Origin of the sequence: Stenotrophomonas maltophilia (assembly GCF_001676385.1) — a bacterium.
GTDB lineage: Bacteria > Pseudomonadota > Gammaproteobacteria > Xanthomonadales > Xanthomonadaceae > Stenotrophomonas > Stenotrophomonas maltophilia_J.
Map to the genome: position 1 here is coordinate 1 of NZ_LYVJ01000012.1, position 23106 is coordinate 23106.

Below are 23106 nucleotides of genomic sequence, written 5' to 3' on the forward strand. Positions count from 1 at the left end.
GGGTGGGGATGTCGGGGGACGCCGTAAACCCATCCGACACCTCCCCGCCTCCCCACGGAACACCCCAGAGCCGCCTTGGCCTTGGCCTTGGCCTCTGCGGGTACAGGGTGCAACCCTGCAAAGAAAAAGGCCGCCTTTCGGCGGCCTCACTTTTCTTTACTTCAGCTTGATCTCGCGCAGGCGCTCCTCGAGGAAGCCGTGGGCGGTGATCGGCTCCGGGTACCGGCTCGGGTTGTCCGCGGTTATGCACGAGGGCAGCACGTCGATCAGGTAATCCGGATTCGGGTGCAGGAAGAACGGCACCGAATAGCGCGGCTGGCGCGCCAGGTCGCCCGGGGGGTTGACCACCCGATGGATGGTCGACGGATACACATGGTTGGTCAGGCGCTGGAGCATGTCACCGATGTTGACGACGATGGTGTCCGCGTCTGACGTGAATGGCACCCATTCGCCGTCGTGCGACTGCACTTCCAGGCCGGCCGCGCTGGCGCCCACCAGCAGGGTGATGAAGTTGATGTCGCCATGGGCACCCGCACGCACGTTCGGAATGTCGTCGGTGGTGATCGGCGGGTAATGGATCGGACGCAGGATCGAGTTGCCGAAGTTGGTCTTGTCGGCGAAGAAGTCTTCCGGCAGGCCGATGTGCAGGGCCAGCGCCGACAGCACGCGCGAGCCCAGGTTGTCCAGCGCCTGGTACAGCCCATAGCCGCGCTCACGGAAGCCCTCGACTTCGACAGGCCACAGGTTCGGCGCCATCACGTCACGGTACTTGGAGTCGTCAGGGATCTCGCGGCCAATGTGCCAGAACTCCTTCAGGTCAAAGTGCTTGGACCCCTTGGCGGTCTCCACGCCAAACGGCGTGTAGCCGCGAGCGCCACCACTGCCGGGCACGTGGTACTTGCGCTTGACCTCTTCGGGCAGGGCAAAGAAGGCCTTGAAGGCATCGTAGGCCGCGTCGATGTCGGCCTGCGGGATGCCGTGGTTGCGGATACCTGCGAATCCCCATTGGCGGTACGCCGCGCCCAGCTCGGCCACGAAGGCCTCGCGGTCGCTGTCGAAACGGGTGATGTCGAGGGTGGGAATCTGGCTCACAGCGGTTCCTGGCTTGTCGTTGGGTCTGCGGGGCCTGCGCATTCATGGCCCACCTGAACATTGTGACAGATCGACCCGTGCGCGCCACTCGATACGAAGAAACAAACCGATACAATGCGCAACCCGCGCGCGGGTTAACGATTCCATCACAACCGGGCCGACCCCGTCCCGCCCCGCCTGCCACCTCGATCGTCCATGCTCTCCGCTGCTCCTTCCGCCGACGCCCCTCTGCTTCCCGGCCCGGCTCGCCGCTGGCATCGACTGGCCTGGTGGTCACTGTTCGTGGCCTGCAACGCGCTCCTGGCCATGATGATCACCCTCGGCAACGTCCCCCTGGCCGACAACCCGGGAGGCGGCGCAGGCCTGGCCTATCTGGCCGTCGCCCTGCCCGGACACCTGCTGGCGTTCGGTGCGCTGGCCGGCCTGCTGCCGCTCCTGCTGGGCCTGTGGCCAGGCCGCGCGCGCACGCTGAGCATCAGTGCGGTGCTGCTGCAGGGCCTGTGGCTGTCCCTGCTGCTGGTCGACGCCAAGGTCTTCACCCTGTATCGCTTCCACCTCAATGCCATGGTGGTGAACATGGTGTTCGGTGGCGCCCTGCACGACCAGGTCGCCCTGTCGCCCAAGACCTGGATGCAGGTCGGCCTGCTGGGCGGCGCCATCTTCACCGCCGAGGCGCTGCTGGCCTGGGCCTGCTGGAGACTGCTGCCAGCGCCACCGCGTCGCCGCCGCATCGTGCAGGCATGGGCGCTGGCCGCTTTGCTGATGGCCGGTGGCCAGGTCGCGACGGCGTACTACGATGCCCGCGGCGACCGTGACGTCATCAGCCAATGGAACTACCTGCCATGGGCCCAGCCGATCACCGCCAAGAGCTTCATGCGCAGGCTGGGCGTGGTCAGCGAACAGCAGGCAGGCCTGCCTGACCCGCGTCATGCGCAGCTGCTGTATCCGCTGCAGCCGCTGCGCTGCCAGAGCCCGCATCGGCCGAACGTGCTGATGGTGGTGCTGGAGTCGCTGCGCCACGATGCCCTGACCCCGCAGCTGATGCCGCACGTCTCGGCGCTCGCGCAGTCTTCGCGCGTGTACGACCGCCATTTCAGTACCGGTAATGCCACCCGCTACGGCCTGTTCGGCCTGCTCTACGGCCTGCCTGGCGGCTACTGGCAGAGCATGCTCGACGAGCAGCGCGGCTCGCAGCTGTTCCAGGTACTGGGCCAACAGGGATACGCCCTGCACCTGTACGGCAGCGCCCCCCTGTACAGCCCGGAATTCGATCGCACCGCCTTTGCCGATGTACGCGACCGGCTGCACCAGGGACCGCCGGCACTGGACTCCGCGGAACGCGACCAGGCCATCGTTGCTTCACTGCGGCGGGACATCCGTGCCAGCCAGGCTGCGCGTACACCGTGGTTCGGCTTCGTGTTCCTTGATGCCACCCACGCGCCCTACCACATGCCGCCCGGCTATCCGGCAGTGGCCACGCCGATGGCCCAGGACATCGACTTCCCCAAGTTCGGCCCCGACCACGATCCGGCGCCGGAGCTCAACCGCTACCGGACCGCCGTGCATTATGCCGATCACCTGATCGGCGAGCTGATGGACGATCTGCGCGCACAGGGCCTTGAGCAGGACACCATCGTGCTGGTCACCGGCGACCACGCAGAAGAATTCAACGACCTCAAGCTGAACTACTGGGGCCACAACGGCAATTTCTCGGACTACCAGCTGCAGGTGCCGTTCGTGCTGCATTGGCCGGGCCAGCCCACGGGCCGGGACGCGCGCATCAGCTCGCATGAAGACTGGGTGCCGACCCTGATGCGCCATGCACTGGGTTGCGAAAACGCATTGAGCGACTTCAGCACCGGCCAGGACCTGCTGGCCGAAGCCTCCGGCGGACGTGCGCTGGTGGTGGAAAGCTGGTCGCAGCGGGCGGTCCGGCATGGCGATGCCATCTATGTGTTCGACAAGTTCGGAAACGCGACCGCGCTGGACCTGGACTACCGCCCGCTGCCACGGCAGGCCCCGGATGCGTCCGCCATCCGCGCTGCATGGGAAGCGCTGACCCGCTTCCGCAACCGTTGACCCTCAAGGATCGATCCTGCATGAACCGTCCGCTGCGCATCCTGCACACTGAAGCCGCCAAGGGAATGGGCGGGCAGGAAACCTACATCCTGCGCCACATGCAGGTGATGCGCGCGCGCGGCCACGAGGTATCGCTGCTGTGCCAGCCCGACGCGAAGCTGGCCACGCTGGCGCGCGAGGACGGCTTCACCGTGCATACCCTGCGCATGGGCGGCTTCGCCCGCCTGCTGCGTGGCATCTGGTCGGTGGCACGGCTGGTACGCCGCGAGCGCTATGACGTGGTCAACACCACCAGCCGCCGCGATGCCCTGATCGCCGCCGCTGGAGCCCGGCTGGGCGGAACGCCGCTGGTGGTGCGCTCGCGGCACCTGATGAGCCCGGTCAATTCACTGCTGACCTACACGGGCCTGCCGCACCGGGTGCTGACCGTAAGCAGCTTCGTCAAGCAGTTGCTGGTCGAGCGCGGCGTTCCGGCCACGCACATCGGCATCGTGGCGCCGATCGCCGTACCACCACGCTGGAGCGAGATCCGCAAGGCCGATCCCTGGCAGTGCCTGCAGGACGTACGTGCGGAAGTGCGCGCCGAGCTCGGCTTCGGTGAACAGGACGTCGTGGTCGGCTGCGTTGCCGTGCTGCGCGAGCCCAAGGGCCATGCCGACCTGCTGCGGGCCATGGTGCCGTTGTGCAGGACCCACCCGAACCTGCACCTGGTGGTGATCGGCGATGGGCAGCCCGTGATGGATCGACTGCAGTCCCTGCGCGCCGAGCATGGGCTGCAGCAGCAGATCCACCTGCTCGGCTACCGCGACGGAGCCTGCCGGCTGATGGCCGGTTTCGATATCTTCGCCCTGGCGTCGCACAAGGAAGCGGCCGGTACCGTGTTCCTGGAAGCGGCCTACGTCGGCGTGCCGATCGTGGCCACGAGGGTCGGCGGGGTGCCGGAAATGGTGATCGATGGCAGCAATGCGATCCTCACCCGGCTGGGCGACAATGCCGCCCTGACCGGGGCGTTGCGCCTGCTGGTGGACGATCCGGAACGGCGGAGGCAGATGGGCCGGGCCGGCTGGGACTGGATGCACAGCGCGCACCGCTTCACCCCGGATGGCCACGGCGAGGCCACCGAACACTATTACCACCAGTGGCTGAAGGAGCTTGGACATGCCTGACGCGCGAACCGTACCGGTGCTGATGCACCATCACGTCAGCCCTTCGCCGGGCATGATCACCGTGTCGCCCGAGAACTTTGAAAGCCAGATCGCCTGGCTGGCGGGCAATGGGTGGACGTCGCTGACGCTGGACCAGTACGCCGGTTTCCTGGCCGGCAAGCCCGTGCCGCGCAGGTCGATCGTGATCACGTTCGACGACGGCTATCTGGACAACTGGGTGCATGCGCACCCGATCCTGCAGAAGTACGGGATGCATGCAGTGGTGTTCGTGGTGACCGGCTGGATGGGCGAAGGCCCGGAACGCCCGCATGCGGGCATCGCCGGGGCGGCACTGCCGGCAACGCCGGATCATCGCAGCTGCGAAGCGGCCATCTTCGAGCAGGGCCGCAGCGACGACGTGATGATGCGCTGGAGCGAGGCACGCGCGGCCATTGCCGCAGGCACGTTCGAGGTGCATTGCCACACCCATACCCATACCCGCTGGCTGCGCCGCGACGACCTCGACCGTGCGCAGCGCCGTGCCGGCCTCAGCAATGACCTGGCGATCTCGCGCCAGGTCCTTCTGGACCAGCTCGGTGCGGTATCCGATACGCTGTGCTGGCCTTACGGCGATTTCGACCAGGACCACATCGAAGTCGCGCGCGATCACGGCTTCCGCTACCTGCACACCACCCATCCCTTCGGACGCAACGTGATTGGTGGCGACCCGGAGCGCATCTACCGTTTCGCAATCCGCAACCGCCCGGCCAGCTGGCTGCGCAAGCGCATCAGGCTGGGCTACAACCCGCTGATCGGACCGTTGTTCAACGGCTTCAAGGCACGCCAGAAGAAGATGGTGCCGGGCCCCTGAGGCTGCCGCGCGAGGGCCCTGCAAGGAACAACGCCCCGGATTTCCCGGGGCGTTGCGGGTGTCGCGTTTGCGGGCCCTGGCTCAGGCAACGGCGGCGCGCACCGCTTCGGACAGGCGATCGAGAGTCTCCTGCATCAGTGCAGCGTCATCGGCTTCGACCGTAACCCGGACCACCGGCTCGGTACCGGACGGGCGCAGGAATGCGCGGCCACGACCGGCGACCGCCTGCTGTGCGACGGCCAGCGCGGCCTGCACGCTGCCGACCTGCACCGTGGCCTTGGCCGAGACATTGCCCAAGCGCACGTTGACGGTCTTCTGCGGTACCCGTACCAGCCCCTGCAGCGCCTGGCGCAGGGACTGCCCGCGGTTGCGCAGCGCCACCAGTACCTGCAGCGCACTGACGATGCCATCACCGGTGGTCGCCCGATCCAGGCACAGCAGGTGGCCGGAAGCCTCGCCACCGAGCACGCCGCCACCTTCGACCAGTGCCTGGTGCACGTAGCGATCCCCGACATTGCTGCGGACGAACGGGATTTCCAGGTCGGCAAGGGCCTTTTCCAGCCCATAGTTGCTCATCAGGGTACCCACCACCGGGCCATGCAGGCGACCGTCGGCCTTCCATGCACGGGCCAGGATGTACAGCAGGTCATCGCCATCGACCGGGTTGCCCTGGTCATCGGCCATCAGCACCCGGTCGCCATCGCCATCGAAGGCGATGCCGAGGTCGGCACGCGTCTCGCGGACCTTGGCTGCGAGGTTGTCGATATGGGTGGAGCCCACGCCGGCGTTGATGTTGACGCCATTGGGTTCGGCACCGATGCCGATCACTTCGGCGCCCAGTTCGCGGAACAGCAGTGGCGCGATCTGGTAGGTGGCGCCATGCGCGCAGTCGAGCACCAGGCGCATGCCACGCAGGTCGAACGTGCGCGGCACGCTCGCCTTGCAGAATTCGATGTAGCGTCCGACCGCTTCGCGCGCACGCGACGCCTTGCCCAGCCTCTCCGATTCGGCGGTGCTGAATGGAACCTCCAGCGCCGCCTCCAGGGCCAGCTCGGTGGCATCGTCGAGCTTCTCGCCCTGGGCGGAGAAGAACTTGATGCCGTTGTCGTAATGCGGGTTGTGCGAGGCGCTGATGACGATCCCGGCGTCCACCCCCAGCGTGCGGGTCAGGAACGCCACGGCCGGGGTCGGCATCGGGCCGAGCAGTTGCACATCGGCCCCCGCAGCGACCAGGCCCGCTTCCAGCGCTGCCTCGAACATGTAGCCGGAAATGCGGGTGTCCTTGCCGATGACCACGATCGGCCGACGCCCGTCCTGGTCGCTCTGGGCCACCAGCACACGGCCCAGGGCATTGCCCAGCCGCAACACGAAGTCGGCCGAGATCACGCCTTGGCCGACCCGCCCGCGGATGCCATCAGTACCGAAGTACTTGCGGCCCCCCATCAAGCCACCCCCGGCGCCGGCTGGCGGCCCAGCATCGCCAACAGGTCGGCGAGGCGGTCGCGCAGTTCGCGGCGGTCGCAGATCTGGTCGATGGCGCCGTGCTCGAGCAGGAACTCCGAGCGCTGGAAGCCTTCCGGCAGCTTCTCGCGCACCGTCTGCTCGATCACGCGCGGGCCGGCGAAGCCGATCAGCGCCTGCGGCTCGGCGATGTTGATGTCGCCCAGCATCGCGAAGGAGGCGGACACGCCCCCCGTGGTCGGATGGGTCAGCACCGAGATGTACGGCAGCCCCGCTTCGCGCAGCTTGCCCAGTGCGGCGGAGGTCTTGGCCATCTGCATCAGCGAGAACAGCCCTTCCTGCATGCGGGCGCCACCGCTCTGCGAGAAGCATACGTAAGGCGCGCCGATTTCAACGGCGGTTTCCGCAGCCAGCGAGAAGCGCTCACCGACCACCGACCCCATCGAGCCGCCCATGAAGGCAAAGTCGAACGACGACGCCACCAGCGCGCGCCCCTTGAGCAGGCCGCGCATGGCGATCAGCGCGTCGTACTCGCCGGTGTTCTTCTGGGCGATCTTGATGCGCTCGCTGTACTTCTTCTGGTCCTTGAACTTGAGCAGGTCGGTCGGGCCCAGGCGCGCACCGATCTCGGTGGTGCTGTCAGCGTCGAACAGCGCCGCCAGGCGCGCGCGCGCGCGGATCGCCATGTGGTGACCACACTTCGGGCACACCTCCAGGTTCTCTTCCAGCTCCGGCCGGTACAGCGCGCTGCCGCAGTTGCTGCACTTTTCCCACAGGCCCTCGGGGACGCTGCGCTTCTTGCTGGGGGTGTTGTCGGTGCGGATGCCGGACGGCATCAACTTGCTGAGCCAACTCATGCGGGAGGACACTTCCGTTCAGGGCGGCCCCAGGGCCGCAAAGGCGGACAGTCTAGCTCCGCAGCCCCCGCCCGTGCACCCCTTGGCCGCCAGCGGGCGGCCGGGAAAAAACCATGCTGGGACGTACGTTTAGCGCGAAAACATCGCGCGGTGGACGCCGGGCCATGCCCGGCCCTCCCCTCACGCGTCCAATGCCTGCCGCAACGGGGCGAGGAAGCTGGCGGCCCGCTGCGCTGCATCGTCTGCCGAACCCGCCTCGGCGAGGGCGGCAACCAGCGCACTGCCGACCACCACGCCATCGGCCTGGCGAGCCATGGCTGCGGCACTTGCCGCGTCCTTGATGCCGAAGCCCGCCACCACCGGCACCGCAGCGCGCTCGCGCAGCACCTGCAGGCGGGCGCTGGCAGCAGCGCTGTCCAAGCGCTCGGAGGCACCGGTGACGCCCGCGAAGCTGACGTAGTAGAGGTAGCCGCGGGCCAGTGCCAGCAGCTTGCCGGCACGCGCCTCGCTGGTGGTCGGCGATGCCAGCAGGACCAGCGCAAGCCCGGCGGCATCGAAGGCCTGCTGTGCTTCACCGGCCTCTTCCGGCGGCAGATCGACCAGCAGCACGCCGTCCACGCCTGCCTCCACGGCCGCCCTGGCGAACGCCGCGTAGCCCTGGATCTCCACGGGGTTCAGGTAGCCCATCAGCACCACCGGGGTCTGCACGTCGCGCTCCCGGAACCGGGCGACGGCCTGCAGTACGTAGCGACTGCCGGCACCGCGCGCCAGCGCGCGCTCGGAGCTGCGCTGGATGGTTGGTCCATCGGCCATCGGGTCGGAGAACGGCACGCCCAGTTCGATCACGTCGGCACCGGCCCCGACCAGCGCGTGCATGACCGGCACGGTGGCTTCAAGCGACGGGTCACCGGCGGTGATGAAGGGAATCAGCGCCTTGCGCTTTTGCTCGCGCAGGCGCTGGAAACAGGCATCGAGTCGGGAAACGGGCATGTCAGGTACATCCTTCGATCAGGTCAACGGCGCCGCTGGCGCCCCAATACATCCTGGAAACCGTGCCATCGACGATCTCCACGCGGATCGCCAGGTCGGAACCGGGGTCCTGCCAGAGCAAGGATTCACCGGCACCCGCCCCAGCGTCGTCACCGTGGGCGTGAGCGATCGCGCCCGCAGGCAGATGCTGCAGGGCCAGCGCACGCGGCATGTCCAGGCGCAGGCCGAACGGCCCGGGCTGGACCACTACCTGCCCCGAGTCATCGATCGGGGCAAGATCAAAACGCACAACATCGCCGTCCTGCACCATCATCGCCACGCCCTCGGGCAGCGTGCCGCGCTCGTAGTACTCGCAGTGCCCCGCCGTTGCTTCGGCCAGGCCGGCCGAATGCCACGGCGCCTCGTCCTCCAGTTCGCTGAAGCGCTGGCCGATCAGCACCTCGCCCGCGTGATCCAGCGCCACCGAAACCACAGCAGGCGCAACCCCCTGTGCGGCCGGGGCGTCGGCTGCGGGCGATGGCGCGTCCTCGATCGGTCGATGGGCGGCGTCGTCCTCATTGCTGGCGGCCTCGCGTGCCGGCGCAATGGCCGCACGAGACGCCGCCGCCGGCGCCATGACGGGCGGATCAGGCGGTTTGCAGCCTCCCATGCCGACCGCCAGCACCAGCGCCCCGCCGTGGCGCAGCATGCAATTCACAGCACCAGGCCTTCGCGCGCAGCGATCGTGTGCACGTCCTTGTCACCGCGGCCGGACAGATTGCACAGCACGATCTGGTCACGCGGACGTTCGCGCGCCAGCTTGATCGCCTGCGCCAGCGCGTGGCTGGATTCCAGCGCCGGCAGGATGCCTTCGGTGTGGGCCAGCAGGTGGAAGGCGTGCAACGCCTCATCATCGGTGATGCCGAGGTAGCGGGCGCGGCCGGTATCGGCCAGGAACGCGTGCTCCGGGCCGACGCCCGGATAGTCCAGGCCCGCGGACACCGAGTGGGTCTCAATGATCTGGCCATCGTCGTCGCACAGCACATAGGTGCGGTTTCCATGCAGCACGCCAGGACGACCGGCCGCGATCGAGGCGGCATGGCGGCCAGTGCCGATGCCATCACCGGCGGCCTCGGCGCCGACGATCTCGACCTGGTGATCGTTCAGGAAGGCATGGAACAGGCCGATGGCATTGCTGCCACCGCCCACGCAGGCAGTGATCGCATCGGGCAGGCGGCCATATTCGGCCAGCATCTGCTCGCGCGCCTCGCGGCCGACGATGGCGTTGAAGTCGCGCACCATGCGCGGATACGGATCCGGACCGGCGACCGTGCCGATGATGTAGAAGGTGTCCTGCACATTGGTCACCCAGTCGCGCATCGCTTCGTTGAGCGCGTCCTTCAGAGTGGCCGAGCCGGAGGTGACCGGCACCACCGTCGCGCCGAGCAGCTTCATGCGATAGACGTTGATCTTCTGCCGCTCGATGTCGGTGGCCCCCATGTACACCACGCATTCCAGGCCCAGCCGCGCGGCAACGGTGGCACTGGCCACGCCGTGCTGGCCGGCACCGGTCTCGGCGATGATGCGCTTCTTGCCCATCCGCGCCGCCAGCAGTGCCTGGCCGATGGTGTTGTTGATCTTGTGCGCGCCGGTGTGGTTCAGGTCTTCGCGCTTGAGCAGGATCTGCGCGCCGCCGACATGGTCGCTCAGGCGCTGGGCGTGGTAGATCGGGCTCGGCCGGCCCACGTAATGGGCCAGGTCGCGGTCGTAGGCCGCCTGGAACGCCGGGTCCTGGCGGGCCTGGTCGTACGCCTGGGCCAGCTCCTGCAGCGGGCCGACCAGGGTTTCGGCAACGAAGCTGCCGCCATAGCGGCCGAAGTGGCCCTGGGCATCCGGAAAGGCGTGGTAGTCGGCAATGGGGGAGGCAGACATGGAAGCGACCGCAGGTTCGAGACAGATGGATACTCTAGCGCACGGGTCTTGACCGGAAAATGGATATTATCTGGCGCATATTGTCAGGAAATCTCACATGAGCCGTTCCCTGCTACCACCGCTCAATGCGCTGCGTGCGTTCGAGGCCACCGCCCGTCTGGGCGGGGTGGGCCGCGCCGCGCAGGATCTTCACGTCACCCACGGTGCGGTCAGCCGGCAGCTGAAGCTGCTGGAAGACCACCTTGGCCTGGCGCTTTTCAGGCGCGCCGGTCGTGGCCTGCGCCTGACCGCGGCGGGCACGCGCCTGCAGGCCGCGTGCAGCGAAGCCTTCAGCGGCATCGAAGACTGCGTGCGCGAACTGCGGCGGCCAGCAGCATCGCCGGCACTGGTGCTCGGCTGCAGCGGCAGCGTGCTGGCGCGCTGGATGATCCCGCGCCTGCCTGCGCTGCAGGCCGCCCTGCCCGGCGTGCGCCTGCAGTGGTCGGCGCTGGATGGCAGCTTTACCGAGGCGCAGGCAGCACTGGACGCGGTGCTGTTGCTGGCACAGGGGCCGTGGCCGCGCGGTTGGCAGGTGCGTGAGCTGGCGCCGGAACGGGTCGGCGTCGTGGTGGCGCCATCGCACCCGGCCGCGCAACGCCTGCGGCATGAACCGCCTTCGGCACTGCTGCAGGAGACGCTGCTGCACACCAGCTCACGGCCACAGGCGTGGCCGGCGTGGGCGCAGGCGCATGGTCTGGACGGGTCGAAACTGCAGCTGGGCAGCGCCTTCGAGCACCTGTACTACCTTCTGGAAGCCGCCGTGGCCGGGCTGGGGCCGGCAATTGCGCCCGAGCCACTGGTGGCCGAAGACCTAGCCGCGGGCCGGCTGGTCGCACCGTGGGGGTTTGCAGCCACCGGCGGCTTCTGGGTGCTGGCGCGGCCGGACGGACCGGACGATGCGCGCGTGGATGCGCTGGCCGATTGGGTGGGCCAGCAACTCCGCTGACAACGCGAAAGGGGCCGGACGGAATCACCTCGTATGTGGCGAATACGACTTAATCCCCTCCGTCCCCTTTTTACGTTCAGGGCGCCGTGGGCGCGGCCAGCCGCTGCTGCAGGTCCTCGCGCAGGCGCGACAGTTCCACTTCCGCCTGCTGCCGCTGCTGCATTCCCTCACGATGGATGCTGCGCACTTCTTCCACCGTGGCGATCAGCTGGTCGTGCACGTGGCGCAGCGTGGCCACGTCGATCACGCCGCGCTGGTTGCTGCGCGCGGTATCCACCGAGGCCTGGCGCAGCAGGTCGGCATTGCGGCGCATCAGCTCGTTGGTAGCATCATCGATGGCCGTGGACAGTTCGACCGCGGCCTTCTGCTCGCCCAGCGAGAGCTGGATGGCGAACTGGCGCTTCCACGACGGAATGGTGATGTCGCGGACGGTGTTGAATTTCTCGATCAGCTGCAGCGCGTTGGCCTGGATCAGGCGGATCATCGGCAGCGACTGGTCGGCGGCATGCTGCATCAGCTGCAGGTCGGACACGCGCTTCTCGATCAAACGGATCGCGTTGTCGATCTCGCCCTGGCGGATGCGCTGCTGCGGATCCTCACTGCCCTGCCCGGCCAGCTGTTCGGCCTGCAGTTCGGCCAGCCGCTGCTTGCCCGCTGCCGCATACAGGCCGAGCGCATGGCGTTCTTCACGGACGATGTCGTGCATGCGGTCGAATTCGCCCACGCGCTTGCCCATCAACGCCTGCTGCACACCGACGTCGCCCAGCAACTGCTCGATCTGCGCGTTGGTGTCGCTGAACTTCTGCACCAGCTCGCCCTTGGATACGCGCAGGCGGTCGATCAGGCCACCGATCACCGGCACCTTCGATCGCTGGGCGAAGCCATCCAGCTTCAGGCTGCGCGCGATACGCACCACCTCGCCCAGCTTCTCGCCACTGGCGTCCAGATCACGATTGCGCACCTGGTCCAGCAGCTGGCTGGAGAACGTCGCGGTACGCGTGGCCGCTTCACGACCGAAGACCTGCAGATTGCCCGGGCGCAGATCGTCCAGCTCCCGACGGATTTCGGCGATGCGGGGCAGATCCTCGCGGGCCAATCCCAGTGCCTGCAGTGCACCTTCATCAAGCGGAGCGACGGTGGTCGTGCCGGGCACGAGGGCACCGGGGGTCTGGCTGTCCTGGGTCATCGGCAGTCTCCTTGCAGTTGGGTAAGCGGCAGCGGCGGCCGGCTCAAGGCAGTCTAGCCTGAGCCGCTGCCACCTCGTCATCGATCTGTGCGTGCAACGTGGCGGCCTTGCCGGCCAACGCAGCCGCGATGACTGTCTGGTCCGCCAGTGCAGCCTGCCGCCAGGCCGGCAGCAGGACATCATGGATGCGCGCGAAGCGCTGCAGCAGCACGCTGTCCTGGTCCTGCAACAGCTGCCATTGGCCGGCCTCGAGACGGCGCAGCGTGGCCAGCCGGCGAAGATGATCCAGTCGCTGCGACAGCGCGTTCTGGCCGGCGCTGTCCAGCGACGCCAGCCGCGACGCAGCCAGTTCGGCCCAGGCCTCCAGTGCCGTGGCCGCCTCTGAATGATCGACGATGGCCGCGGCCCGCAGCTGCATGTGCTGCTGCAGGTGCTGGGCCTGCTCGCGCGCCTGCAGCGCCAGCACGCCCAGCTGCGACCGCAGCGCACACCCTTCCGCCTCGAGAGCCACATCGCGCCCCAGCAGTCGGCCCCACCAGCTCTGCTGCTGCCGGAGCCGCGCCGGGTTGCCCGCCTGCAGGGCCTGGGCGATGCGGGCCAGTGCGGCCACCAGGCCTTCGCCTGCACCCGCCGGCAACGACGTTTCGCGCCGTGTCAGCGCCTGCAGCAACGGCGCGCCATAGTCGGCCAGCACAGCAACATCGGCCGTGCCCGGCAACATCGGCGGCGGCAGTGGCGCCTGCGTGGTCACGGCAGCGGCGGCGGATTCGGCGTGGACGCCGGGATGCCGTCACCGTCTTCCGGCGGCAATGACTCACCATAGAAGTGGCGCATCAGCGCCTCATCCAGCGCCCGCTCCTCCGGCGTCGCGGCGCGGCGCACACGCGCATGCTGCGCCACCACAGCGCCCGGCGCGCCGCGCTCGACCTGCCGCCGCGCCCAGCCGGCGAATGCAGCCAGGGTCTGCGACACCTGCACCTGCTGCGCCTGCGATGCCGCCAGCAGTTCCACCAGCGGTGCCAGTCCCGCCTGCAGGTCTTCGGCCAGGACTGTGGCCGGCGCACTGGGGGCTGCCTGGACGGGGACCGGTGCGGCGGTGGCGGGACGTGCTTCAGAAAGGCGATGCAGCGCCTCCAGCAACGCCGGCCATGGCGCCGGGTCGGCCACGACGGCCGCTTCCGGCGCCGGCGGCGGCAACTGCAGGGCGGTGGCGATATCGGCCAGCTGCGCGACCACGCGCCCGCCGACATCGCTGTCGTCGGCACCCATGGCCTTGTTGCGAAGGAAATCACGCTTGATCTGTGCCCAGCGCTGCGCCTGCGTGTCGTCCAGTACGCCGCGCAGTTCGGCCAGCTTCAACAGGTTCTCTTCGGCGCCGGTGGTCAGCAGCTGTGCCTCGCCGAGATAGTGATCGGAGATCAGCTGCTGCAGCTCGTCCTCGTTCATCACCGGCGAGATCTTCTCGGCCAACTTGTTCATGTTGCGGTAGCTGCCCTGCAGGCGGAACGGCGGCTCGGTGCGGTAGCGGTCGTCCTGTGCGGCACTGGCGATGTACTGCTGGTTGACGCGGTAGACCACGTCGCGCACGCGCAGCATGCGCTGCAGGGTGGCGGTGATCTCATTGATCTCCGCGCTGCTGTAGGCGTGACTGAGGCCGTTGGTCGAGACCTCCTTGCCCATCGCACGCTCGACCAGCACGTACAGGTCGGCCATGTCCCGCGTGGCCAGGGGCGCCAGCACCGGGTTGGAGGTCAGGCTGTTTTCGATGTAGCTCAGGGTGAAGGCTGCCTCCATGCCACCGAGTACATCACCGAGGTTGTAGATGTCCGCACGGTTGGCCAGCATGTCCGGAATCTTGAACACCTCGCCGGACTCGGTATACGGGTTCCCGGCCATCACCACGCAGAACTTCTTGCCGCGCATGTCGTAGGTGCGGGTACGGCCGCGCCACACGCCCTCGATACGGCGGGTGCCATCGCATAGCGAAATGAACTTCTGCAGGAACTCGGGATGGGTGTGCTGGATGTCGTCGACATACAGCATGGTGTTGTTGCCCATTTCCAGTGCCAGGTTGAGCTTCTCCAGCTCCTGCCGCGAGGTCGCGTCCGGTGCCTGGGCCGGGTCCAGCGACCGCACCTCGTGCCCCAGCGCCGGACCATTGATCTTCATGAAGACCAGGCCCAGGCGGTGCGCCACGTATTCCATCAGCGTGGTCTTGCCGTAGCCCGGGGGCGAAATCATCATCAGCAGGCCCATCAGGTCGCTGCGCTTGTTCTCGCCGACCGTGCCCATCTGCTTGGCCAGGTTGTCACCGATCACGCCGAGGTAGACATCGTTGATCAGCTTGTTGCGCACGAACGAAGTCAGCGGCCGCGCCTTGAACTCTGAAAGCCGCAGGGCCTCGCGCTCGCGGCCGATGATGCCCTGGCGCAGCGCCTGGTAGGCATGGAACGCCGGCACGAAATGGCGCAGGTGCTGCTGCAGGCGTGCCAGGAAATCATCCAGCGACACCACCAGCGTGCCGTTGCTGATGCGCGCGTGTTCGCCAAGCAGTCCGCTGACCTGCGACTGCAGCGCGGCGTCGCTTGCGCGGCTGCGCAGCTGCCGCTGCACCAGCAACAACGCCGCGGCTTCGTCGACATAACCGGCATGCGCGGCATGCGCAGGCATCCGCGCCAGCGCACGCAGCCACTGGCCGGCCAGCGCCCAGCGCGTGGCCAGCGGATCCTGGCTGCGCTGCAAGGCGCGTTCGACACCGTCGCGCTGCCCGGCCCGTTCCAGCTGCTGCGCCAACGCTTCCAGCAGTGCCACCGCATGGCGGCTGCTGCTGAACACCGGATCACCCGCCGCCAGTTCTTCGCCCAGATAGGCGGCCGCTGCTTGCGCGGCATCGGCGTCGAAAGGCAACGCGTGGGCCTGTGCATACGCCAGCAGCGCCTCGGCCATTTCCGCGCGCAACGCCAGCCGCCCTTCCTCGGACCCCAGCAGGCGTGCCAGCGCCTCGGCGCCCACCTGCCGCGCCGGCCATTGCGCGACCGCCTCGCGCCGCTGCTCGGTGGCCCAGAACAGCAGTGCCAGCGCACGTACCCGTGGTGCATGGCGCAGGCTGCCGGCCGCCTGCTGCAAGGGCAACAGCGCACGCAGGATCAGCGCGGCATCATGGTCATGGATGCCGCGCTCATAGCCTTCGCGGTAGCGCGGCGCGGCGAACGCGCGCACGCGCTGATCCAGTGCTTCGGGATTGGCGGCCTCATGCTGCAGCGTGGCCAGGTCGAGGCCGTCGCGGCCTTCCTGCGCGGCCATCAGCAGGCTGCCGGCCAGATACTCGCCGCGATACAGCGTGGGCGATTCCGAGTCGAGGGTAACCGGCCAGAACGGCTTCAGCGCATCCAGCTCGGGATCGTGCAGGGTCTCCAGGAAGTCGGTGCCGGTCAGATGGATGGCCAGCGTATCGCCACGCGGCAGCAGGGTCAGGTCCAGTACCTGGGTGTTGACGCTGAAGCGATGGCGCGGGCCCAGCCGCACCACGTTGCCGCCGGCTTCATAAAGATCGCTGCGGTCGCGCAGCTGGCGCACCGCCTGGTCACGCACGCCCTTGAGCCGCGCTTCGATGTCGTCGGCCTTGACGTTGTCGTGCAGCGTGCGCAGGCGCTCGGCCAGCTCACGCAGCTTGAGGATCAGCGGATCGCCGGCGAAGAATGCGTTGAGCTCATCGGCAGCGGCGAAACGCTCGGTGCGCTTGGCCAGGCCGTCGAGGATGCGATTGGCCGCATCCAGCACCGAACGCGCCTTGCGCTGGCGGTCATCCAGCAAGGCCTGCTTGTGCGTCTCGAAGGCTTCGACCAGCTCTTCGCGCTTGCTCAGGATGTCGCCGAGGAACTGCTCGTGTTCGCCGAACTGGCTCTCCAGCTCTTCCAGCTGCACCAGCAGGCGCGACAGCTGCTCGTCGGCGCGCTCCGGGTCGGTGGCCAGCGCCAGCGCGCTGGTGATCGATTGCGAGAACAGCGCGAACTGCGCGGCGAACTGCGCCACGGCCTCGGCCGAACCGAGTGACCGGCGGCGCTGGTCCGCGCGTGCGCGGGCCTGGTTGAGGCGACCGTACAGCACCGAGATCGACTCGACCACGCGGGTGCGGGCGGTGGCATCGTCCACCTTCAGGCCGGCCATCAGCTCGGACAGCATGTCCAGGTCGGCCGCCATGCCACGCAGCCCCTCCAACTGCTGGTCCAGCTGGCGGGCTGTCTGTGCCTGTTGCGCGGCCTCGTCCAGCGCCTGCAGGCGCGTGGTCAACGGCGCCAGCGCGGCTTCGCCGGCGAGGAAGTCACCCGTAGCGGCGCCGACACGGTCCTGCGCCTCGACCAGTTCGGTTGTCATCGCCTCGATGCGCGCGGTGTCGATGTAGCGCAGCTCGCGGATGGCCAGCAGCCGCCCACGCAGTGCGGCGATCGCATTAAGGGCCTCGACGAAGGCCTGCACCTCGCTCCAGTTCTGCGGTTGCAGGCGGCCCAGCAGCACCTTGTACGCGGCCTCTGCCTCGACCATCGCCTGCGCCGACTGCTGGCGGATCGACTGCACCTTCTCGTATTCGTCCAGCACCGATTCGCCGGTGGCGCTGATCTGCCGCAGCAGCACCTCGGCGCCATCGCAGGCCTCGTCGCCCAGCCAGTGGTGCGCGTCGAACAGGCGTCGGGTATCGGCCACCAGGCGCTGGTAGCGCTGTGCCGATACGTCCTGGCCGTCGATCTCGCGCGCCAGGTTGAACAGGTTGGAGATACCGCGCACCAGTTCGGCATTGCCGATGCGGCCCATGAAAGTATTGCCGGGCGGTCGGCTCGCGGCGAATTCGTCACTGCTGAACGGGGTCTGCCAGACCTGCATCGGATGGATGCGCGTCGGTTCGTCGCCTTCGGCATGGAACAGCACCATGCGCCCGTCCTGCATCAAGGCGTAGCCATGGCCGAACACCGGGTTCTGCAGCACGCGCTGGATGGTGTTATAGACGAACAGCGCCGAGCGCCCGCCTTCACGCTCATAGAAGATGTAGAGCACGTCCTCGCCGTTCGGCGAGCGGATGCTGCGCTTGAACTGCATGCCGGCCATCGAGGCGTCGAAGGCCTTGTGCTCGCCGCCCTGCAGGTAATAGCCGCCGGGGAATATCACGCCGTGATCTTCGGGCAGCTGCACGCAGGCCTGCGTGATCGCATCATTGCGAACGATGCCGCCGGTCAGTGTGTTGTAGATCAGGCCACGCCACTCCGTCTCGCGGTATGGCAGCACCTTCAGCAGCACCAGCGAACCGACCCGGGCGAACTCAAACTGGGCATCGTCCAGCGACTGCGTGCTGTCTTCGACCGGTTCGCTGTAGATGCCCTGACCGGTTTCGGTGTTGTTCTCGACCTTGATGGTGAGATCGCCACCGGTGGTCTCCACGAACAGGGTGTCGAGGATGTTCAGGTGCGAGTGGCGGCCATTGACCGCCATGTCGCGGGTGGCCTTGGTCCATTCGAAGTCGAATGGTGGCGGCAATGCGATATCGCGCTCACCGCGCGCATCCAGATAGGTCAGTTCACCATCACGCGAGAGCGCCCAGCGGAACACCCGCACGTCGCTGCTGCGCTCGCCGATCTGGAACGAGGCCAGCAGCTTGTCGCCCACCACGATCAGCTGCAGCAGGCGTGCGTGCTTGTAGTAGGCATACAGCTCGTTGAAGTCGTGCACGAAGCCGGGCTGGTCGAGGAAGCTGCCCTTCACGTCCAGCGCAGCGACGTCGTAGCCGTCGTTGCCCTGCACCAGCCGGTACAGGCCGAACACATCCTCGATGCGGGTCTGTGTCTTCAGCCCGATGAACACGTTGTAGCCGAACAGCAGGCGGTCCGGTCCGACCTGCACGATGTCGCGGCCAACGCAGTTGTTCTCGCTGCGGATGCGGAAGCGCCCGACCACTTCCAGCCGGCTGTCACCGAATTCGGCCAGCCGTTGGCGATTGAGGGATTCGGCCAAGGCCTGCAGGCGCTGGCCCTGTTCGGTCAGGCGGCGGCGCAGCACTTCATAGGCGCCGCCCTGGGCGACGGCCTGATCGACGGTGTTGCCGCCGGCCTCCGGCGCGGTGGATTCGGCGGACGGATGGGTTTCAGACATCAGCAGGCTTCCGGCTCACGGGCGGACGGCCGCTGTGCGGCCGGCGCGGGCGGGCGATGGCCGCAGCGGCCATCGCCCGATGCATCAAAGGGCGCTGTCGACCACGGTGGCCGACACGGTCGGCACCGCTTCGGCGTCCTCGGCGATCTGCCGCGGTGCCGGTTCGGCCACGGCCACGCCCAGGTAGCGCTGCATCAGCTCCTGCACGATCGGGCTCTTGCCGGCGAAGCCTTCGATCGACTTGCCCAGCGACACCGCCTTGACCAGGTTCTCGAACATGCCGCCGTCGCCACCGACCAGGTCGATGTCGGCGTTGCGCAGCGCGCTGGCAATGACGTTGGCGTTCTCGCGCGAGACTTCCTTGCCGGCCTCGATCGAGGCGAGCGCCTGCTTCAGGCTGTTGTCCAGCATCATGCGGAACTCTTCGTGGCCGCGTGCCTGGTCGCTCAGCGAGGCGATGGCTTCGAACTTGCGCACCAGGCCTTCGGCCTCGGCCAGCAGCTTCTTCTGCACCACGCTGGCTTCTGCGTTGCCCAGCGACTCGGTGGCGGTGGCACGGGCCAGGCCCATCTTCTCCTCGCCCTGTGCCTGTGCCTGCAGGGTCTCGGCCAGCACGCGGGCCTCGTTGCTGCCCTGCTTCAGGCTGGCCTCGGCCTTGGCTTCGATCACGCGCGCCTCGGCGATGCCGACCTTCTCGATGGCCAGCGCAGAGGCCTCACGCACCTGTGCTTCGGCCAGGCCCGGCGCAGCCTGTTCGGCACGCAGGGCGTCGGCCAGCAGGCGCTTGGCTTCGGCCTGCTTGCCGGCCGCTTCGTGCTCGGCCTGGGCCAGCGTGGTCAGTTCCACCGCGCGATGCTTGGAAGCGGTCTCGCGCGCCTGCGCTTCCTTCACTTCGCGCACAAGCGCTTCCTGCGCCTTGGCCTCGGCTTCCAGGATCAGCACCTGCTTCTGGCGGTCGGCCTCGGAAACTTCGCGCACTTCCTTGATGCGTTCTTCTTCCTGCGCCACGGTCTTGTCGATGGAGATGCGCTCGCGGGTGATGTTGGCCACGTCCATCTTGCCCTGCTCGACAACCTTGTCGCGTTCCACGCCCTGCAGCTGCACTTCGCGGTCGGTGGTGACCTGCTCCAGCTGGCGGGCACGTTCCACCCGCTCGGCCTCGATCGCAACGGCGCGCTGGCGGTTCTGCTCGGCCACTTCCACTTCGCGCAGGCGGTTCTGGTCGCGGATCTCGATCAGCTGCTGCGCTTCGATCCGGGCATTCTCGGCCAGTTGGCGCTGCTCTTCCTGCACCTTGGCGGTCTCGGCTTCCTCGCGCGCGCGAATGGTCTCGATCTCGCGCTTCTGGCGCGCTTCGGCTTCGGCCTGCTGGCGTTCCAACGCCAGCAGCGCTTCGCGCGCCTCCACGTTCTTCTTGGTGATGGCGAGCTTCTCGTTCTGCTCAAGCTCGTTGGTCACCACGTTCTGCGCGGCGGTCAGCTCGGTGATCTTGCGGATGCCCTGCGCATCGAGGATGTTGAACTGGTCCAGCAGCGCCTTCGGGGTTTGTTCCAGGTAGTCGATCGCCACATCTTCCAGCACGTAGCCGTTGAGGTCGTTGCCGATCACCGCGATGATCTCGTCGCGGAATTCCTGGCGTTTCTCGAACAGTTCGGTGAAGTCGAATTTCTTGCCGACCGTCTTCAGTGCCTCGGAGAACTTGGCGTTGAACAGCTCATCGACGGCGTGCTTGTCCGACGCACGGTCGGCGCCGATGGCCTTGGCCACGCGCAGCACGTCGGCCTGGGTCTCGTTGACCCGCAGGTAGAAGGCAACGGCGATGTCGGCACGCATGTTGTCACGGCAGATCAGGCCCTCCTTGCCGCGGCGGTCGATCTGCAGGGTGATCAGGCTGATCCGCATCAGCTCGGCGCGGTACAGCACCGGGATGATCAGTGCGCCGGTGAAGTGCACCTTGGGCGTGGAGCTCATGTCGTTGACGATCAGGGCCACACCCTGGTCGACCTTGCGGTAGAAGGCCTTGAACAGGCCGGCCACACCCAGCAGCAGTACGAGCAGGCCGCCGACGACGGCCAGGATCGGTAAGAGGGACGCCAACGTCATTGATGTTTCTCCTTGTTGCCCGGAAGCAGGTTGTCCTGGAAATCGAGGGCGACCGCATCAGCGCGGACCACCCGGTAACAGTGTCGTTCGGCCCTGTGCTCGACCAGTACGATGCGCTCGCCACGCTGCAGTTCGATGTCGCTGCGAACCTGCAGGACCAGGCCGGCGCCGCCATCATCGAAAGTGGCGTAGCCGCTGCGGGCATCGACCTTCGGCGATGCGACCACGCCGACCCGGCCCAGCAGCGATGCCTGCGGCACCGGCCGCAGGCGCAGCAGGAAGCGACGAACCGGGCGCAGGATCAGGGCGGTGAGCGGGACCGCAGGCAGCAGTGCCAGCACCGCCACGAGCGTGTCAAGTCCCCAGCGCAGCACGTCCGGCAGCGGCAGCAGTACGAACAGATGGATGAAATAGGTGATGAGCCAGCCGAACAGGCCCAGCAGCGTGACCACCACCATGATCGGAACGCCGCCCAGGCCCCAGCGTGCCAGCACGGCCGACAGGCCACTGAGATCGCCGCCACCGTCGAGTACACCGTCGGCGCCGAGGTCGCCGAAACCGTCATCGACCAGGCCGAACGCCGCGATCGCCCAATAGAGCACCGCCACCATCAGCAGAATGCTGTACGGCAGGGTCGGGAACCCGAATACGACGGTGAGGAACTCCTGCATCGCTTGCCTTCCTGGGCTGTGGGCGGAGGCCGCCCGTTCGAAGCGCGCACTGCACGCCCCGCCGATCCCCGCGCCGGCCTTCATGGCAGGCGCGCTTGGGACCATCCTATGTGAAGAATGCGTGCAGGCTCAAATCCAGGTCCAAATCACGGCAAATAGTGACTCCAATCACTCGAGAACCGCGCAATCCGCCCGGCGCACTTCCTCGACGAACGTGCGCATCCTGTAGCCGTCCTTGATGCCGGGCTCCAGTTCGATGCCGCTGGAAACATCCACGCCCCACGGCAGGGTGGCCAGCACCGCGTCATGGACGTTTTCCGGGTTCAGGCCGCCGGCCAGCAGGAATGGCCGATGCAGGCCGGTGGGGATCCGGCCCCAGTCGAAGGCCACGCCGGTACCGCCACCGCCGCCCGGCGCATGGCTGTCGAACAGGAAGCCGGCGGCACTGGGATAGCGCAGCTGCAGGGTACGGGCATTGACCTCATCACGCCCGCCCATCGCGATCGCCTTCAGATAGGGCATGTTGAAGCTGCGGCAGAAGCTTTCGTCTTCCTCGCCGTGGAACTGCAGCAGGGTCGGCCGGACCGTGCGCAGCACCTCGCGCACCTCTTCCTTGCTGTTGTTGCGGAACAGCGCCACCACGTCGACCATCGGCGCGATCGCCTGGCGCATCGCCCGCGCCTCGGCCGGCGCTACGCGGCGACTGCTTTCGCGGGCAAAAATGAAACCCACCGCGTCCACGCCCAGCTCACCGGCCAGGCGGACATCGCCGGCGCGGGTCATTCCACAGAACTTGATGCGCGTACGGTAGTAGGAGCGGCTCATAGCGTGACCTCGGCGGGCAGATGCCAGTTGTCGGGGTACAGGGGCCCAAGGAACACCAGGCCCTGCGGCGGTGCGGTAGGACCGGCTACGGTGCGGTCGCGCCCGGCCAGCAGTTCGGCGATCCATTCCACCGGCTTCTCGCCACTGCCCACCAGGATCAACGAACCGACGATATTGCGGACCATGTGATGAAGGAATGCATTGCCCTGTACTGCGACTTCAATCACCTCGCCGTGGCGGCTGACCTGCAGCGATTGCAGTTCGCGCCGCGCGTGCAGCGCCTGGCATTGCACCGAGCGGAACGCGCTGAAGTCGTTCTCGCCAAGCAGGGCCTGGCCAGCGGCGTGCATGCGGGCCGCATCCAGTGCGCGCCGCTCCCAGCTCAGGGTCTGGCGGCCCAGTGCCGGCCGCACCTCGCGGTTGAGCAGGCGATAACGGTAACGGCGTGCCCGTGCGGAAAAGCGGGCATGGAAATCATCGGCGACCGGCACGCACCAGCGCACCGCGATCGAACGCGGCAGGCGGGTGGTGGTGCCCAGCACCCAGGCGCGCGGGTCGCGCGCCACGTCAGTATCGAAATGGACGACCTGGCATTGCCCGTGCACGCCGGCGTCGGTGCGCCCGGCACAGACCACCTGCAACGGCGCGTCGGCCACCGACGACAGGGCCTGCTCAAGGCTGGCCTGCACACTGGGGCCGCCCTCGCCCAGGTTCTGCCAGCCCCGGAAATCGCTGCCGTCGTACTCGACGCCAAGCGCGTAACGCATGTGCTACCTCGATGTTGCGGGTGGG

At 67.6% G+C, this 23106-nt stretch carries 17 protein-coding genes; 4 read left to right on the forward strand and 13 right to left on the reverse strand.

What is annotated here, in order from left to right; translation table 11 throughout:
* Positions 1-156: 156 nt before the first annotated feature.
* Positions 157-1134: an isopenicillin N synthase family dioxygenase gene (locus A9K58_RS15300; RefSeq protein ID WP_065200159.1), complete on the reverse strand. Its 978-nt coding sequence runs from the start codon at positions 1132-1134 to the stop codon at positions 157-159.
* 153 nt (positions 1135-1287) lie between these two features.
* Here A9K58_RS15300 and A9K58_RS15305 point away from each other — a divergent pair, with 153 nt between their 5' ends.
* From A9K58_RS15305 to A9K58_RS15315, 3 genes are read left to right on the forward strand one after another with little or no spacing between them, the layout of a single operon-like run.
* Positions 1288-3171, forward strand: coding sequence for a DUF3413 domain-containing protein (locus A9K58_RS15305; protein ID WP_065200160.1), 1884 nt, complete (start codon positions 1288-1290; stop codon positions 3169-3171).
* A 20-nt stretch (positions 3172-3191) separates the two neighbouring features.
* The gene (locus A9K58_RS15310; RefSeq protein WP_065200161.1) at positions 3192-4337 is read left to right on the forward strand and encodes a glycosyltransferase family 4 protein; all 1146 of its coding nucleotides are present in this window, start codon (positions 3192-3194) and stop codon (positions 4335-4337) included.
* Positions 4330-5187: a polysaccharide deacetylase family protein gene (locus A9K58_RS15315; protein WP_065200162.1), complete on the forward strand. Its 858-nt coding sequence runs from the start codon at positions 4330-4332 to the stop codon at positions 5185-5187. The genes A9K58_RS15310 and A9K58_RS15315 overlap by 8 nt, the downstream gene beginning before the upstream one ends.
* Positions 5188-5268: 81 nt before the next feature.
* On the opposite strand, the gene glmM is transcribed toward A9K58_RS15315, so the two are convergent.
* From glmM to trpB, 5 genes are all read right to left on the reverse strand, one after another.
* Entirely contained in the window at positions 5269-6630 is a 1362-nt protein-coding gene (gene glmM / locus A9K58_RS15320; RefSeq protein ID WP_065200163.1) for a phosphoglucosamine mutase, read from the reverse strand.
* A complete protein-coding gene (gene accD, locus A9K58_RS15325) occupies positions 6630-7505 on the reverse strand; it encodes an acetyl-CoA carboxylase, carboxyltransferase subunit beta (protein WP_065200164.1) in 876 nt (291 codons plus the stop codon). Before accD ends, glmM begins: the two co-directional genes overlap by 1 nt.
* Before the next feature lie 180 nt (positions 7506-7685).
* On the reverse strand, positions 7686-8495 hold the full coding sequence (gene trpA, locus A9K58_RS15330) for a tryptophan synthase subunit alpha (RefSeq protein WP_065200165.1): 810 nt from the start codon (positions 8493-8495) through the stop codon (positions 7686-7688).
* Position 8496: 1 nt separating this feature from the next.
* Complete coding sequence (locus tag A9K58_RS15335) at positions 8497-9192, reverse strand: hypothetical protein (RefSeq protein WP_065200166.1); 696 nt, start codon at positions 9190-9192, stop codon at positions 8497-8499.
* Positions 9189-10406 carry a tryptophan synthase subunit beta gene (trpB, locus tag A9K58_RS15340; RefSeq protein WP_065200167.1) on the reverse strand — a complete coding sequence of 406 codons (1218 nt, stop codon included), beginning with the start codon at positions 10404-10406 and terminating at the stop codon, positions 9189-9191. The genes A9K58_RS15335 and trpB overlap by 4 nt, the downstream gene beginning before the upstream one ends.
* A gap of 97 nt (positions 10407-10503) precedes the next feature.
* On the opposite strand from trpB, the gene A9K58_RS15345 reads away from it, so the two are divergent.
* Positions 10504-11391: a LysR family transcriptional regulator gene (locus A9K58_RS15345; protein WP_065200168.1), complete on the forward strand. Its 888-nt coding sequence runs from the start codon at positions 10504-10506 to the stop codon at positions 11389-11391.
* A 76-nt stretch (positions 11392-11467) separates the two neighbouring features.
* On the opposite strand, the gene A9K58_RS15350 is transcribed toward A9K58_RS15345, so the two are convergent.
* The 7 genes from A9K58_RS15350 to truA all read right to left on the reverse strand — a co-directional run bounded on the left by A9K58_RS15350 (position 11468) and on the right by truA (position 23081).
* Positions 11468-12577, reverse strand: coding sequence for a toxic anion resistance protein (locus tag A9K58_RS15350; protein ID WP_065200169.1), 1110 nt, complete (start codon positions 12575-12577; stop codon positions 11468-11470).
* Positions 12578-12620: 43 nt separating this feature from the next.
* Positions 12621-13328, reverse strand: a complete 708-nt coding sequence (locus A9K58_RS15355) for a cell division protein FtsY (protein ID WP_065200170.1) — start codon at positions 13326-13328, stop codon at positions 12621-12623.
* Complete coding sequence (locus A9K58_RS15360; protein ID WP_065200171.1) at positions 13325-18715, reverse strand: DNA repair ATPase; 5391 nt, start codon at positions 18713-18715, stop codon at positions 13325-13327. The genes A9K58_RS15355 and A9K58_RS15360 overlap by 4 nt, the downstream gene beginning before the upstream one ends.
* Before the next feature lie 84 nt (positions 18716-18799).
* Positions 18800-20818, reverse strand: a complete 2019-nt coding sequence (locus A9K58_RS15365; protein WP_065200172.1) for a hypothetical protein — start codon at positions 20816-20818, stop codon at positions 18800-18802.
* Positions 20815-21489, reverse strand: coding sequence for a hypothetical protein (locus A9K58_RS15370; RefSeq protein ID WP_065200173.1), 675 nt, complete (start codon positions 21487-21489; stop codon positions 20815-20817). The genes A9K58_RS15365 and A9K58_RS15370 overlap by 4 nt, the downstream gene beginning before the upstream one ends.
* Before the next feature lie 168 nt (positions 21490-21657).
* A complete protein-coding gene (locus tag A9K58_RS15375) occupies positions 21658-22314 on the reverse strand; it encodes a phosphoribosylanthranilate isomerase (RefSeq protein ID WP_065200174.1) in 657 nt (218 codons plus the stop codon).
* Positions 22311-23081: a tRNA pseudouridine(38-40) synthase TruA gene (gene truA / locus A9K58_RS15380; RefSeq protein WP_065200175.1), complete on the reverse strand. Its 771-nt coding sequence runs from the start codon at positions 23079-23081 to the stop codon at positions 22311-22313. The genes A9K58_RS15375 and truA overlap by 4 nt, the downstream gene beginning before the upstream one ends.
* Positions 23082-23106 lie beyond the last annotated feature (25 nt).